Raw genomic sequence first — 19,133 nt, 5'->3', positions numbered from 1 at the left:
GGCCCCGCGCGGGGTTCCGGGGGGGGGGGCCCTGTACTGTCCTTAAACGCGGGGTTTGGCTTTTTTTTTTTTTTTTTTTTTTGGGGGGGGGCCCCCCCCGGGGGGGGGGGGGGGGGGGGGAGTGGATCAGAGTTCGTCGAAGAAGCGTTCGTGCCAGTCGACGATGGGCTGCGGCGCGTTGAGCTTCTGCCCGTAGATCACCGCATAGGACAGCACGTTCTGCACGTAGGCGCGCGTCTCGTCGAACGGGATGGTCTCGACCCAGACGTCGAAGGCCAGATGGCGCGCATCCTTCAGCCACTGGCGCACGCGGCCGGGGCCGGCGTTGTAGGCAGCGGTGGCGAGCACGCGGTTGCCGTTGAACTGGCCGTGCACCTGGCTCAGGTACGCGGCGCCGAGCTGGATGTTCACGTCGGGCACGATGAGCTGCTGCGGCGAGGCCAGCGGAATGCCGAACTTCTTCGAGGTTTCCTTGGCGGTCGCCGGCATCAGCTGCATCAGGCCGGTGGCGCCGACACCGGAGCGCGCATCGGACATGAAGGCGCTTTCCTGGCGGGTGATGGCGAATACCCAGCTGGAGTGCAGGCCGCGATTGCGTGCTTCGCGCACCAGGGTGTTGCGGTAGGCCATGGGGAAACGGATATCGAGGTCGTCCCAGTACTTGGCCTGGCTGATTGCGCGAATGGCCGGGAAGTACCACTGCATGTCGTAGGCAATCTTCGCCTGGGCGAGCAGCTCGTCGTGGCTCAGGTGGCGGGCGGCGTGGTACCACTCGCGACGGGCGTTGATGATCTCGCCGCGGGCGTAGAACTCCAGGGCGCGGCGGGTGCTCGGGGCGTTGCGCACGCGCTGCATCGTGCCTGCGTCCGGTGATACGGGTCGGTTGTTCAACTGGTAGGGCGCGTTGATCCGGTCGGCGGCGAGGAAGCCGTAGAAGTCACGCTCGCCCGCCACCGGCTGGTACAGGCTGACGGCCTGCTTGTTCTGTGGCTGCGCCAGTTGCAGCGAGCGCGCCTGCCAGTATTTCCAGCGGTTGGTCTCGGCCAGCGACGGCGGCAGGGCACGGGTCAGCTCGTAGGCCTCTTCCCAGCGCCCCAGGCGCAGCAGCAGGCGCAGGCGCCACTCGGTGACCGTGTCGTCGCGTAGCTGGGGGTCGTACTTGACCATCATCGGCAGGGCGCGCGGATCGTAGCGGCGCGCCAGGCTCAGGCCGATCTCGCGGGCGATGGAGACCTTCTCGTCGCTGGAGAAGGGCAGCACCGAGCTGTAGTAGTCGAGCAGGCTGATGGCCTTTTCCGGGTCCTGCTTGGCGAGGCGGCGCAGGCCCAGGCCGACCACGTCGGCGGTAGCATGGTCGCGGGCGCCGAAGCGGGTGGTCTGGCTCAGTTGCGCAGGGTTCTGCGCGACGTTGACCATCAGTGCGCCCTGGCTGCCGAGCGTCGGCAGGCGCTTGGAGAGCACCGTGGCGAGGCTGTAGTTGCCTTTCTCGGCGGCCAGTTTCAGGCGTTTCCAGACCTTCTCCTCGGTGAGCTGGCCATCGGCCTGCCACATGGCGAAGGTGGTGTCGCAGGCGTCGGGCTGCGGCTTGCCCACCAGCCAGAGCTTCTCGGCGGTGGCGTAGCCCTCGGCCTTGTTGCCATGGCCCAGCTGGTACTGGCCGTAGAGGCAGTCCAGCTCGGTGAAGTTCATCTTCGGGTCGTAATAACGGACGAAGGTGTTCCAATCGCCGCGGTCGGCCAACTGGCGCATCCAGCGCAACTTCAGCCAGTTGATCTGCGGCAGGTCGCCGTGCTGCTCGATGAAGCGCTCGATCTCGGCGTTGCTGGCGCTTTTCAGGCGGTTGGTCAGTTCGTCGTAGGCCAGGTACGGCTGCAGCGGATAATCGACCAGGGCCGATTGGTAGGCGAAGTACGGGCCGCTGTCGCCGCGCGCCAGGGCCTTCTGCGCCTCGTCGTACATCTGGCGCTGCTGGGGCAGGGACGCTGCGTTAACTGTCGAAGCGGACAGGCTGAGGATCAGGCAGGAAAACAGGGAAAAAAGGCGACCGCGCATGGCTCTTCCGGGAAGATGATCGGTGGGCGCTGGAGGGCGCGCGCCCGCTGTCACCTAGCTTAGCCTGTTGCGCAAGGGGGGCGAAAGCGCCACCACGGATGCTCCGCGCAAAGGCGGACGCTTGTCTCGCCGAGCGAGTTTGCGTGCGGCCCTCTGACTTTTGCGCGCTTTCCCTTAAACTGCGCGCCCTGTTTGTGGAGATACCCAATGACCCTGCTCAAGTTCACCGACGTGTCCCTTGCCTTTGGCACCACTCCGCTGCTGGATAAGGTGTCCTGGCAGATCGCCCGGGGTGAGCGGGTGTGCGTCATTGGTCGCAACGGCACCGGCAAGTCGAGCATGTTCAAGCTGGTCAAGGGCGAGCAGAAGCCCGACGACGGCGATATCTGGCGTGCGCCGTCCCTGAAGATCGGCGAGCTGCCGCAGGAACTGCCGCGCGCCGACGACCGTACCGTCTACGACGTGGTCGCCGAAGGCCTGGCCGAAGTCGGTGAGCTTCTGGCGCAGTACCACCATCTGAGCATGCACATCGAAAGCGAAGAGGACCTGAACAAGCTGGCGCGCGTCCAGCAGGACCTCGAAGCCCGCGATGGCTGGCGCCTCGGACAACTGGTGGATACCACGCTGAGCCGCCTGCAACTGCCGGCCGACAAGACCCTCGCCGAACTCTCCGGTGGCTGGCGCCGCCGCGTGCTGCTGGCCCAGGCGCTGGTGGCCGAGCCCGACCTGCTGCTGCTGGACGAGCCGACCAACCACCTGGACATCGGCGCCATCGCCTGGCTGGAGAATGCCCTGGCGGACTTCCCCGGCGCCGTGCTGTTCATCACCCACGACCGCTCCTTCCTGCAGGCCGTGGCCACCCGCATCCTCGAACTGGACCGCGGCCACCTGATCGACTGGAACGGCGACTACGCCAGCTTCCTGGTGCATAAGGAGCAGGAACTGGCGGCGGAAGAGGCGGCCAACGCGCTGTTCGACAAGCGCCTGGCCCAGGAGGAAGTGTGGATTCGTCAGGGCATCAAGGCCCGTCGTACCCGTAACGAAGGCCGCGTCCGCGCGCTGAAGGCGATGCGCAACGAACGCGCCGAGCGGCGCGAGCGTCAGGGCAAGGCCAGCTTCCAGATGGAAACGGCCGAGAAGTCCGGCAAGCAGGTGATAGTCGTCGAGAAAGCCGGCTTCGCCCATCCGGGCGGTCCGGCGCTGATCCGTGATTTCTCCCTGGTGCTGCAGCGCGGCGACCGCATTGGCCTGCTCGGCGCCAACGGTACCGGCAAGACCACGCTGCTCAAGCTGCTGCTGGGCGACCTGCAGCCGACCTCCGGCACGGTCAAGGAAGGTACGCGACTGGAAGTGGCTTATTTCGACCAGCTGCGTCACCAGCTGGAGCCGGAAAAGACCGTCATCGACAACATTTCCGAAGGTCGCGAATTCATCACCATCAACGGTCAGAATCGCCACGTCCTCAGCTACCTGGGCGACTTCCTGTTTTCCCCGCAGCGCGCCCGTACTCCGGTGAAAGCGCTGTCCGGCGGCGAGCGGGCACGCCTGTTGCTGGCGAAGTTGTTCAGCAAGCCGGCGAACCTGCTGGTGCTGGACGAACCGACCAACGACCTGGACGTGGAAACCCTGGAACTGCTGGAAGAAGTGCTGCTGACCTTCGACGGCACGGTGCTGATGGTCAGCCACGACCGGGCCTTCCTCGACAACGTGGTGACCAGCACCCTGGTGTTCGAGGGTGAAGGGCGCGTGCGCGAGTTCGTCGGTGGCTACCAGGACTGGCTGCGCCAGGGCGGCTCGCCCAAGTTGCTTGGCGTGGGTGAGGAGAAGGGCGACAAGCCTGCTGCCGCACCTGTCGTCGAAGAACCGGTAGCCGCACCGGCTGCCGCGGTGGAAGCGGCCCCGAAGAAGAAACTGAGCTACAAGCTGCAACGCGAACTGGAAGCCATCCCCGGGCAGATCGAAGCCCTGGAAGGCGAGCTGGCCGCGCTGCAGGCAGAAACCGCGTCGCCGGATTTCTACCAGCGCCCGCAGGACGAAGCCCAGGCCGCCCTGGCACGCCTGGGTACCTTGCAGGAAGAGCTGGACCGGTTGATCGAACGCTGGGCCGAGCTGGAAGAGTGATCCGTTCGGTCCAGTGATGTGCCCGTGCGTATCGCTGATCAAAAACTGTTAGGGATGGCCGAATGGCAATCGAGTACCGCATTACCCTGGACGATGAGCACGAGTTCAGTTACCGCATCGAGTTGGAACGCCAGTACGAGCCGCAGATAGCCGCCCAGACGCCACGCTGGACGCGTCTGGAGAACAACCGTTGCAGCAATTGCCCGCTCAACCCGGCGCAGTACAGCCATTGCCCGGCGGCGGTGGACCTGCACCGGGTGATCGAGGATTTCCGCGGTTTGCCGGCCTTCAAGAAGGTCTCGGTGCAGGTGCGCACGCCGGAGCGCGAATACATCAAGCATGCGGGGCTGGAGGAAGGCCTGCGCGCGCTGCTCGGTGTGATCATGGCTACCAGCGCCTGCCCGCTGCTGGGCCGGCTGAAGCCGATGGCGCAGCAGCACCTGCCGTTCGCCAGCAACCAGGAGTTCATCCTGCGTGCGGTGTCGCTGTACCTGATGCGGCAGTACTTCAATTTCCGCGAAGGGCGGCATGCGGATTGGGAGCTGAAGGGACTGGTGAAGCAGTTCCAGCAATTGCAGTTGGTGAACCAGGCGTTCTGGCAGCGGATTCACGAGACCTGCGAGGGCGATTCGAACCTGAAGGCCTTCCTCAGCTTCTTCTCCATGGCGTCGAGCATGAGTTACTCGCTGGAAGCGCAGCTGCAGAAGGTGCGGCCGCTGCTGATGAGCGGGGACATGCTCGGGGCCTGAAACGAAGCGGGCCCCGCAGGGCCCGCTGTCTACTTGGGTTGGCTCAGCTGGTTTTCTGCAGGCGTACGGCGAGCACGTCGCACGGCGCACCGTGCAGTACATCATTGGCGGTAGAGCCCAGCAGCAGGGCGAGTCCGTGGCGCCCGTGGCTGCCGACAACGATCAGGTCGCAATCCTGCTCGTCGGCGAGGCGGTGGATTTCCTGGCGCGGCTGGCCGTAGACCAGGTGACACTGGGAACTGGTGACCTCGGCGTAGGTGAGGGTGAACTGGTGCAGGCGTTCCTTGGCCTGGTCGAACTGCTGCTGTTGCAGCATCGACAGGTCCATCGGCACGTCGCCGCCGAAAGCCATGGCCATGGGTTCGACCACATGCACCGCCGAGAGCCGGGCGTCATTGGCCTTGGCCAGCGCGACCGCCCGTTTCATCACCGGATCGCATTCTTCGGTTAGGTCGACGGCGACCAGAATGTGTTGGTAGGGCATGAGCGTCTCCTCCGGGGGACTCGTTAGTAATCAGTATGGCCCCAATGGCCGTGCTTGACCTGTTTGGCCGGTAAAACCGATATGACTACCTGGATGGTAATTCTTCTCATCGCTCTGGTGCTGAGTCCGCTCACCTGGCTGATCCCGTCGCGCGGCCAGCGCGGGCAGATGGACCTGCGCCTGAAGGCGCGGCGCCAGGGCCTGGCCATGCAGATGGCGCAACAGGATTGGCCGCACTGGCTGGAACGCCAGCCGCCGCGCCAGTGCGCGCAGTACCACCGCGCCCGTGGAAAGAACCGGGATGTCTGGTGCTACTGGCAGAGCGAACCGGGAGTGTGGCTGGACCGCTGGCGCGAAGCGAGCGCCCCGGCCGAGCTGGCCCAGGCGCTGGCCAACCTGCCCAAGGATGTGTACATGGTCGAGGCGACGCCGCAGTTCCTGGCGCTGTACTGGGGCGAGCGCGGCGACAGCAGCGACCTGGAGCGGGTCGCCAGCTTCCTCAAGCAGCATGCCTGAGGCGATCAGCTCTGCTGCGCGGCATAGAGGCCGGAGACCTTCTCCAGGTCCTCGATGATGCGGTCGGAGTATTTGTTGATCAGAAAGGGCACGCTGTTCTGGTTGTAGTTCTGCAGCGATTTCTCGATGTAGCGCCATTTGATCGCCACGCCGCGTAGTTCCTGGCCGATTTCCGGGGTGGTCTGCGGCGCCTGTTGCAGCTTGACCAGATTGATCGCGAAGCGGTTGGCCAGATCGTCCAGCGGTCGTTCCTCGCCGCCGCCGAAGAAGCTGGCGCCCACCGAGGCGTTGCGCGAGGCGTAGTCCACCGCGATGTCCTGCATCAGCAGGCTCTGCTCGCGGGTCTGCTGGGTCAGCGGCGGGACCTTGCTGCCGCTTTCGTCCTGGATCCTGGTGTAGAGCTGCTCGGCGGTCTCCAGCAGCTTGCGGTTCTGCGCGGCGAGGTCGGCCACCGGTTGCAGGTCGGTGTAGCCGCTCTTGTCCAGCGCGCTGGTGAGGGTCTTCAACTGGCCCGCATAGGCCTTCCACTCCTCCTGCAACTCGGTCTTCAGCTTCTTCGATTCGTTGCCGGGCATTTCCCCCAGCTTGCCCAGGGCCTCGCTGGCGCTCTGCGACGAGGCCTCGACCAGCTTGGCGTACTTCTGGTCGCCTTCCATCGCATTGAACATGAAGAAATCGCCGAGGCTGCGCTGGGCGGCGAGGCGCGTCTGGTGGACGTTGAGCAGGTCGCTGGCGGCGTCGGCGGCAGCGGCCAGGGGCAGGGCGGTGAGCGCGAGCGCGGACAGCAGACGCACGAGCGGGCGGCTGGGCATCGTTCCAACTCCTTGGAGCCATGGGCTTCTTGTTGTTTTGTATTGCACAGGTTCCAGGCGTCTGCCGGCGTTGGCAGAAGGCAGATCGCCATTGCGCCCGACTCTAGCGCGGGCCATGGGGTTTGAACAGTGGCTGTCGGGACGTCGGTGCCAGGTGGCAATTGTCACGATAGGCGTGGTGAATAGGGTATCAGGGCTGCGCTGAATGCTCCGGCCCAGACGCCCCGGCCGCTTTGCGACTGTTACGTCTCGCCGATTGACAAGCATTGGCTTTTGCTAGAAGGTGGGCGCACCCAAATCAAACGGGCGTATGAATCGATCGTTTGCCACGTGCGAAGGATCCAACATAACGCCCCGGCTATCGCGTCGGCGGGTGTGCCGCAAGCTTTGGGACTAACCTCGGCGCTGCCGAACGGTCCCGATACACGGTGTCCGACGTGTGATTTCAAGCTTCCCTAGCGTGGAGATCAGTTGATGATTTACCAAGGTAAAGCCATCACGGTTAAGGCTCTTGAGAGCGGCATCGTCGAACTGAATTTCGACCTCAAGGGCGAGTCCGTCAACAAGTTCAACCGACTCACCCTGAATGAACTGCGCCAAGCAGTCGATACCATCAAGGCCGATGCGTCCGTCAAGGGCGTGATCGTGACCAGCGGCAAGGGCGTGTTCATCGTCGGCGCCGACATCACCGAGTTCGTCGACAACTTCAAGCTGCCCGACGAAGAGCTGCTGGCCGGCAACCTCGAAGCCAACAAGATCTTCAGCGACTTCGAAGACCTGAACGTTCCGACCGTGGCCGCGATCAACGGCATCGCCCTGGGCGGCGGTCTGGAAATGTGCCTGGCTGCCGACTTCCGTGTCATGAGCGCCACCGCCAAGGTCGGCCTGCCGGAAGTGAAACTGGGCATCTACCCGGGCTTCGGCGGCACCGTTCGCCTGCCGCGCATCATCGGTTGCGACAACGCCGTCGAGTGGATCGCCTCGGGCAAGGAAAACAAGGCTGAAGACGCGCTGAAAGTCGGCGCCGTCGACGCCGTCGTGGCTCCGGAGCAGCTGCAAGCTGCCGCTCTGGACCTGGTCAAGCGCGCCATCGCCGGCGAGCTGGACCACAAGGCCCGCCGTCAGCCGAAGCTGGAAAAGCTCAAGCTGAACGCCATCGAGCAGATGATGGCCTTCGAAACCGCCAAGGGCTTCGTCGCAGGCCAGGCCGGCCCGAACTACCCGGCTCCGGTCGAAGCGATCAAGTCGATCCAGAAAGCCGCCAACTTCGGTCGTGACAAGGCGCTGGAAATCGAAGCCCAGGGCTTCGTGAAACTGGCCAAGACCTCGGTTGCGCAGAGCCTGATCGGCCTGTTCCTGAACGATCAGGACCTGAAGAAGAAGGCCAAGCAGTACGACGAGATCGCCAAGGACGTGAAACTGGCCGCCGTACTGGGCGCCGGCATCATGGGTGGCGGCATCGCCTACCAGTCCGCTTCCAAGGGCACTCCGATCCTGATGAAGGATATCCGCGAAGAGGGTATCCAGATGGGTCTGAACGAGGCCTCGAAGCTGCTGGGCAAGCGCGTCGAAAAAGGCCGCATGACCCCGGCCAAGATGGCCGAGGCGCTGAACGCCATTCGCCCGACCATGTCCTACGGCGACTTCGGTAACGTCGACATCGTCGTCGAAGCCGTGGTCGAGAATCCGAAGGTCAAGCAGATCGTTCTGGCAGAAGTTGAAGGCGTCGTGAAGGAAGATGCGGTCCTCGCATCCAACACCTCCACCATCTCCATCAACCTGCTGGCCAAGGCGCTCAAGCGTCCGGAAAACTTCGTCGGCATGCACTTCTTCAACCCGGTGCACATGATGCCGCTGGTCGAAGTCATCCGTGGCGAGAAGTCCAGCGACGTCGCCGTCGCCACCACCGTGGCCTACGCCAAGAAGATGGGCAAGAACCCCATCGTGGTGAATGACTGCCCCGGCTTCCTGGTCAACCGCGTGCTGTTCCCGTACTTCGGCGGCTTCTCCAAGCTGCTGGGCTTCGGCGTGGACTTCGTGCGCATCGACAAGATCATGGAGAAGTTCGGCTGGCCCATGGGCCCGGCCTACCTGTCCGACGTGGTCGGCATCGACACCGGCCACCACGGCCGCGACGTGATGGCCGAAGGCTTCCCGGACCGCATGGCGGTGGAAGGCAAGACTGCCGTCGACGTGATGTACGACGCCAATCGCCTGGGCCAGAAGAACGGCAAGGGCTTCTACGCCTACGAGACCGACAAGCGCGGCAAGCCGAAGAAAGTCTCCGATCCGCAGGCCTATGAGCTGCTGAAGTCCATCGTTACCGAGCAGCGCGAGCTGACCGACGAGGACATCATCAACTACATGATGATCCCGCTGTGCCTGGAAACCGTGCGCTGCCTGGAAGACGGCATCGTCGAAACCGCTGCCGAGGCCGACATGGGCCTGATCTACGGCATCGGCTTCCCTCCCTTCCGTGGCGGTGCCCTGCGTTACATCGACTCCATTGGTGTGGCCGAATTCGTCGCACTGGCCGACCAGTATGCCGACCTGGGTGCGCTGTACCACCCGACCGCGAAGCTGCGTGAAATGGCCAAGAACGGCCAGAAGTTCTTCGGTTGAGTGCGCAACGAATAGAGCGAGAGTGAATTTATGAGCCTGAATCCGAGAGACGCCGTCATTGTCGACTTCGGCCGCACCCCGATGGGCCGTTCGAAGGGTGGCATGCACCGCAACACCCGCGCGGAGAACATGTCCGCGCACCTGATCAGCAAGCTCCTGGAGCGCAACCCGAAGATCGACCCGGCGGAAGTCGAGGACGTGATCTGGGGCTGCGTCAACCAGACCCTGGAGCAGGGCTGGAACATCGCGCGCATGGCGTCGCTGATGACCCAGATCCCGCACACCAGCGCCGGCCAGACCGTCAGCCGCCTGTGCGGCTCGTCCATGAGCGCCCTGCACACTGCCGTGCAGGCAATCCAGACCGGCAACGGTGACGTCTTCGTCATCGGCGGCGTGGAGCACATGGGCCACGTCGGCATGATGCACGGCGTCGATCCGAACCCGCACATGTCGCTGTACGCTGCCAAGGCGTCGGGCATGATGGGCCTGACCGCCGAAATGCTGGGCAAGATGCACGGCATCACCCGCGAGGCGCAGGACAAGTTCGGCGTGCGTTCGCACCAGCTGGCCTGGAAAGCGACCCAGGAAGGCAAGTTCAAGGACGAAATCATCCCGATGGAAGGTTACGACGAGAACGGCTTCCTGAAGGTCTTCGACTTCGACGAAACCATCCGTCCGGAAACCACCCTGGAAAGCCTGGCGGCCCTGAAGCCGGCCTTCAACCCGAAAGGCGGCACCGTGACTGCAGGTACTTCCTCGCAGATCACCGACGGCGCTTCCTGCATGATCGTCATGAGCGCCCAGCGCGCCCAGGACCTAGGCGTGCAGCCGATGGCCGTGGTTCGCGCCATGGCCGTGGCGGGCGTTGACCCGGCGATCATGGGCTATGGCCCGGTGCCGTCGACCAACAAGGCGCTCAAGCGCGCCGGCCTGACCATCAACGACATCGACTTCTTCGAGCTCAACGAAGCCTTCGCCGCCCAGGCCCTGCCGGTGCTGAAGGACCTCAAGCTGCTCGACAAGATGGAAGAGAAGGTCAACCTGCACGGCGGCGCCATCGCCCTGGGTCACCCGTTCGGCTGCTCCGGTGCGCGTATTTCCGGCACCCTGCTGAACGTGATGAAGCAGAACAGTGGCACCCTGGGCGTATCCACCATGTGCGTGGGTCTCGGTCAGGGCATCACTACCGTCTTCGAACGCGTCTAAGCTTTCGTCGATGGGAGAGCCGGGGCCTTGTGCCCCGGCTTTCGTTTTTGTCGGACGGGGATTGCCCGACGGCCGCGCAATGAGCACAATCGCCGCCTTTTGGCCGGCCGAGGGGGAACCGACATGCACTTGCAGCCCGGATTGTATCGACACTACAAGGGACAGCAGTACCGCGTACTCGGCGTTGCCCGGCATTCGGAGACCGAGGAAGAGGTGGTCATCTACCAGGCGCTGTACGGCGAATTCGGCCTCTGGGTGCGCCCGCTGAGCATGTTCACCGAAGCGGTGGAGGTGAATGGCGAGAAGCTTCCGCGCTTCGCCCTGGTCAGTGCGCAAGACGATCCGCTGGGGCTCGCAACCGGCCCGTCCGGCGAAACCCAAGCTTGACCTTGGCGCGACCGCCACTATATATAGCGGTGCCGCTCCTAGCTCCTCCCTCCTTATAAATTCATCTTTTCGACGCAGGAATCTTCCGATCCATGGGTAAATCGCTGGTCATCGTGGAATCACCGGCCAAGGCCAAGACCATCAACAAGTACCTGGGCAACCAGTACGTGGTGAAGTCGAGCATCGGCCACATCCGCGACCTGCCCACCAGTGGCTCGTCCGCGTCGAAGGAGCCTGCGGCGAAAGCGCGCAAGACGGCTTCCGAAGCGCCGGCCCTGTCGCCGAAGGAGAAGGCCAAGCGCCAGCTCTTCACCCGCATGGGCGTCGATCCGGAGCACGGCTGGAAGGCCAAGTACGAGATTCTGCCCGGCAAGGAAAAGGTGATCGAGGAACTGCGCCGCCTGGCCAAGGATGCCGACACCATCTATCTCGCAACCGACTTGGACCGCGAAGGGGAGGCCATTGCCTGGCATCTGCGCGAGGCCATCGGCGGCGACGACTCGCGCTACAAGCGCGTGGTCTTCAACGAAATCACCAAGAAGGCCATCCAGGAAGCCTTTTCCCAGCCCGGCGAACTGGATATCAACCGCGTGAATGCCCAGCAGGCGCGCCGCTTCCTCGATCGCGTGGTGGGCTATATGGTCTCGCCGCTGCTGTGGGCCAAGATCGCCCGCGGCCTGTCGGCCGGCCGCGTGCAGTCGGTGGCGGTGAAGCTGGTGGTCGAGCGTGAGCGCGAGATCCGCGCCTTCGTCCCCGAAGAGTACTGGGAAGTGCATGCCGACCTCGGTACGCCGAAGAACGACAAGGTCCGCTTCGAGGTGGTGCGCGAGAAGGGCGAAGCCTTCAAGCCGCTGAACGAAGCCCAGGCCACCGCTGCCCTGGAGAAGCTCAAGGTCTCCAGCTACAGCATCGCCAAGCGCGAGGACAAGCCCACTTCGAGCAAGCCCTCGGCGCCTTTCATCACCTCCACCCTGCAGCAGGCCGCGAGCAACCGCCTGGGCTTCGGGGTGAAGAAGACCATGATGATGGCCCAGCGTCTCTACGAAGCCGGCTACATCACCTATATGCGTACCGACTCGACCAACCTGTCGGCCGACGCCATCGACATGGTGCGCGGCTTCATCGACAGCGAGTTCGGCAAGAAATACCTGCCGGCCAAGCCGAACTTCTACTCCAGCAAGGAAGGCGCCCAGGAAGCGCACGAAGCGATTCGTCCTTCCGACGTCAACCTGCGTCCGACCCAGCTGTCGGGCATGGAACGCGACGCCGAGCGCCTGTACGACCTGATCTGGCGCCAGTTCGTGGCCTGCCAGATGCCGCCGGCCGAGTACCTGTCCACCACCGTCAGCGCCGCTGCCGGTGACTTCGAGCTGCGCGCCAAGGGCCGCATCCTCAAGTTCGACGGCTACACCAGGGTGCTGCCGCAGCAGAGCAAGCCGGGCGAGGACGACGTCCTGCCGGTCATGAACCAGGGTGACGTCATGAAGCTGCTCAAGCTCGATCCGAGCCAGCACTTCACCAAGCCGCCGGCGCGCTTCTCCGAAGCCAGCCTGGTCAAGGAGCTGGAAAAGCGCGGCATCGGCCGTCCTTCCACCTACGCGGCGATCATCTCCACCATCCAGGAGCGTGGCTACGTCACCACCCACAACCGCCGCTTCTATGCGGAGAAAATGGGCGACATCGTCACCGACCGCCTCAACGAGAGCTTCTCCAACCTGATGGACTACGGCTTCACCGCCGGCATGGAAGAGAACCTCGATGACGTGGCTCAGGGGGAGCGCGACTGGAAACACGTGCTGGACGAGTTCTACGGCGACTTCCGCAAGAAGCTCGACCTTGCCGAGGCCTCCAACGACGGCATGCGCGCCAACCAGCCGACCCTGACCGACATCCCCTGCCGCGAGTGCGGCCGGCCGATGATGATCCGAACCGCCTCCACCGGCGTGTTCCTCGGCTGCTCGGGCTACAGCCTGCCGCCGAAAGAGCGCTGCAAGGCGACCGTGAACCTGATTCCGGGCGACGAGATCGCCGCGGATGACGAAGGCGAGTCCGAATCCCGCGTACTGCGTGGCAAGCACCGTTGCCCGATCTGCAGCACCGCGATGGACGCCTACCTGGTCGACGAAAAGCGCAAGCTGCACATCTGTGGCAACAATCCGGACTGCGCAGGCTACGAGATCGAGGAAGGCCAGTACCGCATCAAGGGCTACGAAGGCCCGAGCCTGGAGTGCGACAAGTGCGGCAGCGAGATGCAGCTCAAGACCGGCCGCTTCGGCAAGTTCTTCGGTTGCACCAACCCGACCTGCAAGAACACCCGCAAGCTGCTGAAGAATGGCGAGCCCGCACCGCCGAAGATGGACGCCATCCGCATGCCGGAACTCAAGTGCGAGAAGGTGGACGACATCTACGTACTGCGTGACGGCGCTTCCGGCCTGTTCCTCGCCGCCAGCCAGTTCCCGAAGAACCGCGAGACCCGCGCTCCGCTGGTCGCCGAACTGCTGCCGCACAAGGACGAGCTGGATCCGAAGTACCACTTCCTGCTCGCCGCGCCGGCAAAAGACCCGGATGGTCGGCCGGCGGTGATCCGCTTCAGCCGCAAGACCAAGGAGCAGTACGTGCAGTCCGAAGTCGACGGCAAGCCCACCGGCTGGCGAGCGTTCTTCGACGGCGGCAAGTGGAAAGTCGAAGACAAGCGCTGATGGAAGGTGCGCCCCGCTGAGGCGGGGCGTGCTTATACTGCCGAAGTCGACTGCAGAGGGCTCAGGTCTTGGCGAACGAACTCTATACCCGCACCAACCAGAAGCTGTTCTTCGCCGGCCTCGCCCTGGAAGCCTGGCGCAGCGCCGAAGCGGCGCGCGCGATGAACGCCCAGGCGCGCATCCAGGCTGAGCGCGAAGCAGCGCTGTTCCATCTCTACGGAGCCGTGCTGGGCGTGGCTCATGAGATCGCCGGCTACTACCGCCTGCCCCAGGCCCGTGCGCCGCGCGTCGAGCTGCTGCTGAATGCCGAAGTTCTGGCTGCCGCGCCCAGCCCGGAGCTGGCGGAGATGGTCGAACTGGCGCAATCGCCGGAAGCCTGGCTGGGCCGCCTGCTGGCCGCCTACGCCGCGCTGTTCCAGCCGCCGAGCGAGCCGAAGAAGGCCAAGGTCGATCCGACCCAGCCGCTGATCCAGGCGGTGAACGTCGACGACGAGGCGCCGGCCGAGTTGGGTCATGATGAGCTGGAGGCCTGGCGCAAATCCCTGAAGGAGCTGGTGCTGCGTTTTCGCGCTTCGCTTACCGAGCTCTGATTCCCGCATCACAGGGCGCCGGCCTTCCGGTCGGTCCGTGCAAGCTTTGGCTAGGGTGTAGCGGATGTGGCTGTTACACTAGTCGTTCTGCTGTGGAGAACGTCGCTATGCCAACCTCATTTCTGGAAATTGTCGAGCTGCCTGACGGGCGTATCGTGCTGCGTCGCGCGGACGAGGAGGAGGCGCTGGTGACCCTGGAGTTCTCCGCCGATGCCAAGGGCTTCCTGCAGGGGCAGCACATCGAGATCGCCAAGGCGATGTTCAATGTTGGCGTCCAGATGGCCGGTCGTCTCGCCGAAGGCGGCGACATGAGCATGGACGATGAAGGCCCGCGCGTCCTGCACTGAGTTTTGCCGCTTCGCCGCGTTCGCGGCGAAGTTTCCCGATCAGATCATCCCAGACGGATATTCAGACTCTGCGCCTGGCCGGCAACCGCGGCGCGGGACAGTTGCGTGCGCGCTTTCTCGCTTAGATTGAGCCAGCTCACCACGGTGTGGCTGTTGCCCAGGCGCAGCGCCTCGCAGGCAAGGGCATGGGCGGCAGCCTGATCACGGGCCGGCAGCAGCAGGATGCCCTGGCGGTTCAGGCCGGCCTTGCGCAGCCACTCCGGGGTCAGGCTGGCGGGCGGGGCGATCAGGGTGAGCCAGCGGGAGTCGCTTTCCTCGCTCAGCTCGCGGAGCATCGGGGCCAACAGCATCAGGCATTGGCCGGGAAGACCGCGCAGGGCGATCTCGCTGAAGGAGTTATCCTCGGCGGCGGGCTCTTCCTCCATCAGTTCCGGAAGCAGGGGAGCAGTACCGCCCGCCCAGAGTGCTTCCTGGAACAGCGGGAGTTGCGGCAGGTTGTGCGGCTGCGGGTACTGCATGGATGTCTCCTGTTCAGCGACGGATCACGCCGACGCTCAAGCCTTCAATGACCAGTTCCTGTTCCTTGAGATCGACCTCGATGGGGGCGAACTCCGGGTTCTCGGCGAGCAGCCAGACCTTGCTGCCTTCGCGCTTGAAGCGCTTCACCGTTACCTCCTCACCCAGGCGGGCGACGACGATCTGGCCGTTGCGCGCCTCGCGGGTGACATGCACGGCGAGCAGGTCGCCGTCCATGATGCCGACGTCCTTCATGCTCTGGCCGCGTACGCGAAGGAGGTAATCGGCAGGCGGGTTGAAGAAGGTGGGGTTGATCCGGCAGGTGTCGTCGACGTTCTGCTCGGCGAGGATCGGCGCACCGGCGGCGACGCGGCCGATAATCGGCAGTTCGTCGTCATTGGCGGCGGCCTTGGGCTCGAAGCCGGGGATACGGATGCCGCGCGAGGCGCCCGGGGTCATCTCGATGGCACCTTTGCGGGCGAGGGCTTTCAGGTGCTCCTCGGCGGCGTTGGGCGACTTGAAGCCGAGTTCCTGGGCGATTTCCGCGCGGGTGGGCGGGTAGCCGTTGGCTTCCAGGCAGCGTTTGATGAAGGCGAGGATCTCGGCTTGGCGCGGCGTGAGCTTCAGCATGTCCATACTCTGGCTTTTTATACAGTGCCTGGAATTATATACAGTGATGGCGGGCTGGCAATGCTTTTATTGGGCGTAGCCCTCGATGGCGCGGTCGCGCATGTAACCTTTGGGCTTTGGCAAGCGTCTTGCCTTAAATAAGGTGTCTCGTCGCATTGCCATGATATTGGTAACAATCCATCGCACTTTGCTTGACAATACACGGCGCTGAAACGTATGTTTCAAACAAGTGTTTGTCAGGCGGAGTAGCCATGGCCCAGTCGGAAACCGTCGAACGCATCCTGGATGCTGCGGAACAGCTGTTCGCGGAGAAAGGCTTCGCCGAAACCTCCCTGCGTCTGATCACCAGCAAGGCGGGGGTGAACCTCGCAGCGGTGAACTATCACTTCGGCTCGAAGAAGGCGCTGATCCAGGCGGTCTTCTCGCGCTTCCTCGGCCCGTTCTGCGCCAGCCTCGAGAAGGAGCTGGACCGCCGCCAGGCCAAGCCCGACGCCCCGCGCGCCACCCTGGAAGAGTTGCTGGAGCTGCTCGTGGTCCAGGCCATGGCAGTGAAGCCGCGCAGCGGCAACGACCTGTCGATCTTCATGCGCCTGCTCGGCCTGGCCTTCAGCCAGAGCCAGGGACACCTGCGCAAGTACCTCGAAGAGGTCTACGGCAAGGTGTTCCGCCGCTACATGCTGCTGGTGCATGAATCCGCGCCGCGCCTGCCGCCGCTGGAGCTGTTCTGGCGCGTGCACTTCATGTTGGGTACCGCGGTGTTCAGCATGTCCGGCATCAAGGCGCTGCGTGCCATGGCCGAGAACGATTTCGGTGTGAATACGTCCATCGAGCAGGTAATGCGCCTGATGGTGCCGTTCCTCGCCGCCGGCATGCGTGCCGACAGCGGTGTCAGCGATCCGTCGCTGGCCGGTGCGCAGCTCAAGCCGCGTACCAAGTCGAGTGCCACCCAGGCGCCCGCCAAGGTCTGATCCGGGCCCGGCTTCGTGCTGGGCTGCGTCGGCCCGATCGGCTACAGTAGCCGGCCATGGCTGATCTCGACCTTCTTCATATCTCCCTTGCTGACCAGATGCTCTACGGCTTCGCCGCGGGGCGTCTTGTCGTGCGTGTTCCGGTGTCCAGCGCCGCCAACGGCGCAGGGGAGCGCAACGGTTCCGGCTGCACGCCGCGTGGCTTGCATCAGGTCCGTGCACGGATTGGCGATGGACTGCCCAAAGGGGCGGTCCTCAAGGCGCGGCGCTGGACCGGTGAGACTTGGACGGCCGAGCTTCACGAGGCGTTTCCCGGCCGCGACTGGATACTCTCGCGCATCCTCTGGCTCAGCGGCTGCGAGCCGGGGCGCAATCGGATGGGTGCGGTCGATACCTTCCGCCGCTACATCTATCTGCACGGCACGCCGGACTGCGAGCCCATGGGCACGCCGCTGTCCCACGGCTGTATCCGCCTGCGCAATGACGACCTGCTGGAACTCTTCCCCCGGCTTCCTCTCCATTGCCGGGTCCGAATCGAAGAGGCCGCCTGCCCCGAGTGGCAGGCGGCGCAACTGAATTGAAAGGAATGCACATGCAAGGCTCCCTGATGCTCGACATCGGCGGCACCTGGCTTACCGCCGAGGACCGCCAGATCCTGCGCCACCCGGAAGTCGGTGGCCTGATCATCTTCGCCCGCAACATCGAGTCGCCGCGCCAGGTGCGTGAGCTGATGGCGTCCATTCGCTCGGTGCGTCCCGACCTGCTGCTGGCGGTCGATCAGGAAGGTGGCCGGGTGCAGCGCCTGCGCCAGGGTTTCCTGCGCCTGCCGGCGATGCGCGCCATTGCCGATAATGCCAATGCCGAGCGGCTGGCCGAGCAGTGCGGCTGGCTGATGGCCACTGAAGTGCTGGCGGTTGGGCTCGACCTGAGCTTCGCTCCGGTGCTGGATCTGGATCACCAGCGCAGCGCGGTGGTTGGCAGTCGCGCCTTCGAAGGCAATCCGGAACGCGCCGTCGCGCTGGCCGGTGCGTTCATCCGGGGTATGCGCGCCGCGGGCATGGCTTCCACCGGCAAGCACTTCCCTGGCCATGGCTGGGCGGAAGTCGATTCCCATGTAGGTATCCCCGAAGACGAGCGCACGCTGGAACAGATCCGCGCCGTCGACCTGGTTCCTTTCCAGCGCCTGTCCGGCGAGCTGGATGCGCTGATGCCGGCCCACGTGATCTATCCGCAGGTCGATCCGAACCCCGCTGGTTTCTCCCGTCGCTGGCTGCAGGACATCCTGCGCGGCGAGCTGGGCTTCGACGGCGTCATCTTCAGCGATGACCTGTCCATGGCGGGCGCCCATGTGGTCGGCGATGCCGCCAACCGCATCGAGGCTGCGCTGAGTGCCGGCTGCGACATGGGCCTGGTGTGCAATGACCGCGCTTCCGCCGAACTGGCCCTGAGCGCACTGCAGCGCCTCAAGGTCACCCCGCCGCAGCGCCTGCAACGCATGCGCGCCAAGGGCTGGCCGGGTACCGAATACAAGCAGCTGCCGCGCTGGCAACAAGCCGTCGGCGAGCTGCGCGCCGCACAACTGATCGATTAAGGATTTGCCATGACTGTCTACGCCATCATCGGCGGCACCGGCCTGACCCAGCTGGAAGGGTTGACCCTGAAGGACGCCATCGAGCTGGATACGCCCTACGGCGCGCCCTCGGCGGCCATCCAGCGTGGCGAGTTCGCCGGCCGCGAGGTTCTGTTCCTGGCCCGCCACGGCCACCCGCATCGCTTCCCGCCGCACCAGGTGAACTACCGCGCCAACCTCTGGGCGCTGCAGCAGGCCGGCGCCGAAGCCATCCTGGCAGTGAACGCCGTAGGCGGCATCCACGCCGCCATGGGTAGTGGCCATCTCTGCGTACCGCACCAGATCATCGATTACACCTGGGGCCGCGAGCACACTTATTTCGCCGGCGACATCGACCATGTGACCCACATCGATTTCAGCCATCCCTACGACGAGCCGCTGCGGCAGAAGCTGATCGCCGCCCTGCAAGGGCTGGGTTATGCGTACAGCAGCCACGGCGTGTACGCCGCGACCCAGGGCCCGCGCCTGGAAACCGTGGCGGAAGTGGCCAAGCTGGAGCGCGACGGTTGCGACATCATCGGCATGACCGGCATGCCCGAAGCCGCGCTGGCCCGCGAACTGGACCTGCCCTATGCCTGCCTGTCGCTGGTGGTGAACCCGGCCGCGGGCAAGTCCAGCGGCATCATCACCATGGCCGAGATCGAGCAGGCGCTGCATGAAGGCATCGGCAAGGTGCGCGAGGTTCTGGGGCGGGTCCTGGTCAGTTGATGGTTTCCTGTAGGAGGGGGGGGGGGTGGGGGGGGGGGGGGGGGGGGGGGGCGGGGGGGGGGGGGGGGGGGGGGGGGCGGGGGAGGGAGAAAAAAA

18 protein-coding genes are annotated in these 19,133 nt (G+C 64.6%); 13 read left to right on the top strand and 5 right to left on the bottom strand.

All coding sequences use genetic code 11. The annotated features are described in order from the left end of the window. Nucleotides 1–126 precede the first annotated feature (126 nt). Entirely contained in the window at nt 127–2,052 is a 1,926-nt protein-coding gene (locus ACCC94_RS17690; protein ID WP_413350792.1) for a transglycosylase SLT domain-containing protein, read from the bottom strand. 207 nt (nt 2,053–2,259) lie between these two features. On the opposite strand from ACCC94_RS17690, the gene ACCC94_RS17685 reads away from it, so the two are divergent. After that, the gene (locus ACCC94_RS17685; RefSeq protein ID WP_413350791.1) at nt 2,260–4,173 is read left to right on the top strand and encodes an ATP-binding cassette domain-containing protein; all 1,914 of its coding nucleotides are present in this window, start codon (nt 2,260–2,262) and stop codon (nt 4,171–4,173) included. Between the two features lie 62 nt (nt 4,174–4,235). Further along, nucleotides 4,236–4,922 (top strand): DUF6901 family protein, encoded by a 687-nt coding sequence (locus ACCC94_RS17680; protein ID WP_413350789.1) that lies wholly within the window; start codon nt 4,236–4,238, stop codon nt 4,920–4,922. Nucleotides 4,923–4,965: 43 nt separating this feature from the next. On the opposite strand, the gene ACCC94_RS17675 is transcribed toward ACCC94_RS17680, so the two are convergent. Then, nucleotides 4,966–5,406, bottom strand: coding sequence for a universal stress protein (locus tag ACCC94_RS17675; protein WP_413350788.1), 441 nt, complete (start codon nt 5,404–5,406; stop codon nt 4,966–4,968). An 81-nt stretch (nt 5,407–5,487) separates the two neighbouring features. Between ACCC94_RS17675 and ACCC94_RS17670 the strand changes: the two genes are divergently transcribed. Continuing rightward, the gene (locus ACCC94_RS17670; RefSeq protein ID WP_413350787.1) at nt 5,488–5,922 is read left to right on the top strand and encodes a hypothetical protein; all 435 of its coding nucleotides are present in this window, start codon (nt 5,488–5,490) and stop codon (nt 5,920–5,922) included. 5 nt (nt 5,923–5,927) lie between these two features. Here ACCC94_RS17670 and ACCC94_RS17665 read toward each other — a convergent pair whose 3' ends face one another. Beyond that, the gene (locus ACCC94_RS17665; RefSeq protein WP_413350786.1) at nt 5,928–6,734 is read right to left on the bottom strand and encodes a hypothetical protein; all 807 of its coding nucleotides are present in this window, start codon (nt 6,732–6,734) and stop codon (nt 5,928–5,930) included. Between the two features lie 474 nt (nt 6,735–7,208). Between ACCC94_RS17665 and fadB the strand changes: the two genes are divergently transcribed. The 6 genes from fadB (at nt 7,209) to ACCC94_RS17635 (ending at nt 14,585) form a co-directional block, all read left to right on the top strand. Then, entirely contained in the window at nt 7,209–9,356 is a 2,148-nt protein-coding gene (fadB, locus tag ACCC94_RS17660) for a fatty acid oxidation complex subunit alpha FadB (protein WP_413350785.1), read from the top strand. A gap of 30 nt (nt 9,357–9,386) precedes the next feature. Next, nucleotides 9,387–10,562, top strand: coding sequence for an acetyl-CoA C-acyltransferase FadA (gene fadA, locus ACCC94_RS17655; RefSeq protein ID WP_413350784.1), 1,176 nt, complete (start codon nt 9,387–9,389; stop codon nt 10,560–10,562). Between the two features lie 123 nt (nt 10,563–10,685). Beyond that, on the top strand, nt 10,686–10,949 hold the full coding sequence (locus ACCC94_RS17650) for a DUF1653 domain-containing protein (RefSeq protein WP_413350783.1): 264 nt from the start codon (nt 10,686–10,688) through the stop codon (nt 10,947–10,949). A gap of 92 nt (nt 10,950–11,041) precedes the next feature. Continuing rightward, entirely contained in the window at nt 11,042–13,648 is a 2,607-nt protein-coding gene (gene topA / locus ACCC94_RS17645; RefSeq protein WP_413350781.1) for a type I DNA topoisomerase, read from the top strand. A 68-nt stretch (nt 13,649–13,716) separates the two neighbouring features. Then, entirely contained in the window at nt 13,717–14,238 is a 522-nt protein-coding gene (locus tag ACCC94_RS17640; protein ID WP_413350780.1) for a DUF6586 family protein, read from the top strand. Between the two features lie 107 nt (nt 14,239–14,345). Then, nucleotides 14,346–14,585, top strand: coding sequence for a hypothetical protein (locus ACCC94_RS17635; protein WP_045211682.1), 240 nt, complete (start codon nt 14,346–14,348; stop codon nt 14,583–14,585). 44 nt (nt 14,586–14,629) lie between these two features. Here the strand turns inward: ACCC94_RS17635 and sulA are convergent, their stop codons facing one another. Together sulA and lexA are read right to left on the bottom strand one after the other, a co-directional pair. Beyond that, nucleotides 14,630–15,103 (bottom strand): SOS-induced cell division inhibitor SulA, encoded by a 474-nt coding sequence (sulA, locus tag ACCC94_RS17630; RefSeq protein ID WP_413350779.1) that lies wholly within the window; start codon nt 15,101–15,103, stop codon nt 14,630–14,632. A gap of 13 nt (nt 15,104–15,116) precedes the next feature. Then, the gene (gene lexA, locus ACCC94_RS17625; protein ID WP_026079098.1) at nt 15,117–15,731 is read right to left on the bottom strand and encodes a transcriptional repressor LexA; all 615 of its coding nucleotides are present in this window, start codon (nt 15,729–15,731) and stop codon (nt 15,117–15,119) included. A 251-nt stretch (nt 15,732–15,982) separates the two neighbouring features. Here lexA and ACCC94_RS17620 point away from each other — a divergent pair, with 251 nt between their 5' ends. Genes ACCC94_RS17620 through ACCC94_RS17605 form a run of 4 tightly spaced genes read left to right on the top strand, consistent with a single transcriptional unit; the run spans nt 15,983 to nt 19,037 of the window. Next, nucleotides 15,983–16,699: a TetR family transcriptional regulator gene (locus ACCC94_RS17620; RefSeq protein WP_413350778.1), complete on the top strand. Its 717-nt coding sequence runs from the start codon at nt 15,983–15,985 to the stop codon at nt 16,697–16,699. A gap of 56 nt (nt 16,700–16,755) precedes the next feature. Continuing rightward, nucleotides 16,756–17,280, top strand: coding sequence for a L,D-transpeptidase family protein (locus tag ACCC94_RS17615; RefSeq protein ID WP_413350777.1), 525 nt, complete (start codon nt 16,756–16,758; stop codon nt 17,278–17,280). Nucleotides 17,281–17,291: 11 nt separating this feature from the next. Continuing rightward, the gene (gene nagZ, locus ACCC94_RS17610; RefSeq protein WP_413350775.1) at nt 17,292–18,290 is read left to right on the top strand and encodes a beta-N-acetylhexosaminidase; all 999 of its coding nucleotides are present in this window, start codon (nt 17,292–17,294) and stop codon (nt 18,288–18,290) included. A gap of 9 nt (nt 18,291–18,299) precedes the next feature. Beyond that, nucleotides 18,300–19,037, top strand: coding sequence for an S-methyl-5'-thioinosine phosphorylase (locus ACCC94_RS17605; protein ID WP_413350773.1), 738 nt, complete (start codon nt 18,300–18,302; stop codon nt 19,035–19,037). Nucleotides 19,038–19,133: the final 96 nt, after the last annotated feature.

It is taken from the genome of Pseudomonas sp. Pseusp97 (genome assembly GCF_047304025.1).
Classification (GTDB): Bacteria; Pseudomonadota; Gammaproteobacteria; order Pseudomonadales; family Pseudomonadaceae; genus Pseudomonas.
The sequence above is the reverse complement of the archived record's forward strand: the minus strand, read 5'-3'. Positions and strand labels throughout refer to the sequence as shown.

Coding starts and splice junctions, on each gene's coding strand:
- ACCC94_RS17615 (WP_413350777.1), top strand. CDS start 16,756: ATGGCTGATCTCGACCTTCTTCATATCTCCCTTGCTGACCAGATGCTC.
- ACCC94_RS17670 (WP_413350787.1), top strand. CDS start 5,488: ATGACTACCTGGATGGTAATTCTTCTCATCGCTCTGGTGCTGAGTCCG.
- nagZ (WP_413350775.1), top strand. CDS start 17,292: ATGCAAGGCTCCCTGATGCTCGACATCGGCGGCACCTGGCTTACCGCC.
- lexA (WP_026079098.1), bottom strand. CDS start 15,731: ATGCTGAAGCTCACGCCGCGCCAAGCCGAGATCCTCGCCTTCATCAAA.
- fadA (WP_413350784.1), top strand. CDS start 9,387: ATGAGCCTGAATCCGAGAGACGCCGTCATTGTCGACTTCGGCCGCACC.
- sulA (WP_413350779.1), bottom strand. CDS start 15,103: ATGCAGTACCCGCAGCCGCACAACCTGCCGCAACTCCCGCTGTTCCAG.
- ACCC94_RS17635 (WP_045211682.1), top strand. CDS start 14,346: ATGCCAACCTCATTTCTGGAAATTGTCGAGCTGCCTGACGGGCGTATC.
- ACCC94_RS17665 (WP_413350786.1), bottom strand. CDS start 6,734: ATGCCCAGCCGCCCGCTCGTGCGTCTGCTGTCCGCGCTCGCGCTCACC.
- ACCC94_RS17605 (WP_413350773.1), top strand. CDS start 18,300: ATGACTGTCTACGCCATCATCGGCGGCACCGGCCTGACCCAGCTGGAA.
- ACCC94_RS17690 (WP_413350792.1), bottom strand. CDS start 2,052: ATGCGCGGTCGCCTTTTTTCCCTGTTTTCCTGCCTGATCCTCAGCCTG.
- ACCC94_RS17620 (WP_413350778.1), top strand. CDS start 15,983: ATGGCCCAGTCGGAAACCGTCGAACGCATCCTGGATGCTGCGGAACAG.
- fadB (WP_413350785.1), top strand. CDS start 7,209: ATGATTTACCAAGGTAAAGCCATCACGGTTAAGGCTCTTGAGAGCGGC.
- ACCC94_RS17685 (WP_413350791.1), top strand. CDS start 2,260: ATGACCCTGCTCAAGTTCACCGACGTGTCCCTTGCCTTTGGCACCACT.
- topA (WP_413350781.1), top strand. CDS start 11,042: ATGGGTAAATCGCTGGTCATCGTGGAATCACCGGCCAAGGCCAAGACC.
- ACCC94_RS17650 (WP_413350783.1), top strand. CDS start 10,686: ATGCACTTGCAGCCCGGATTGTATCGACACTACAAGGGACAGCAGTAC.
- ACCC94_RS17675 (WP_413350788.1), bottom strand. CDS start 5,406: ATGCCCTACCAACACATTCTGGTCGCCGTCGACCTAACCGAAGAATGC.
- ACCC94_RS17680 (WP_413350789.1), top strand. CDS start 4,236: ATGGCAATCGAGTACCGCATTACCCTGGACGATGAGCACGAGTTCAGT.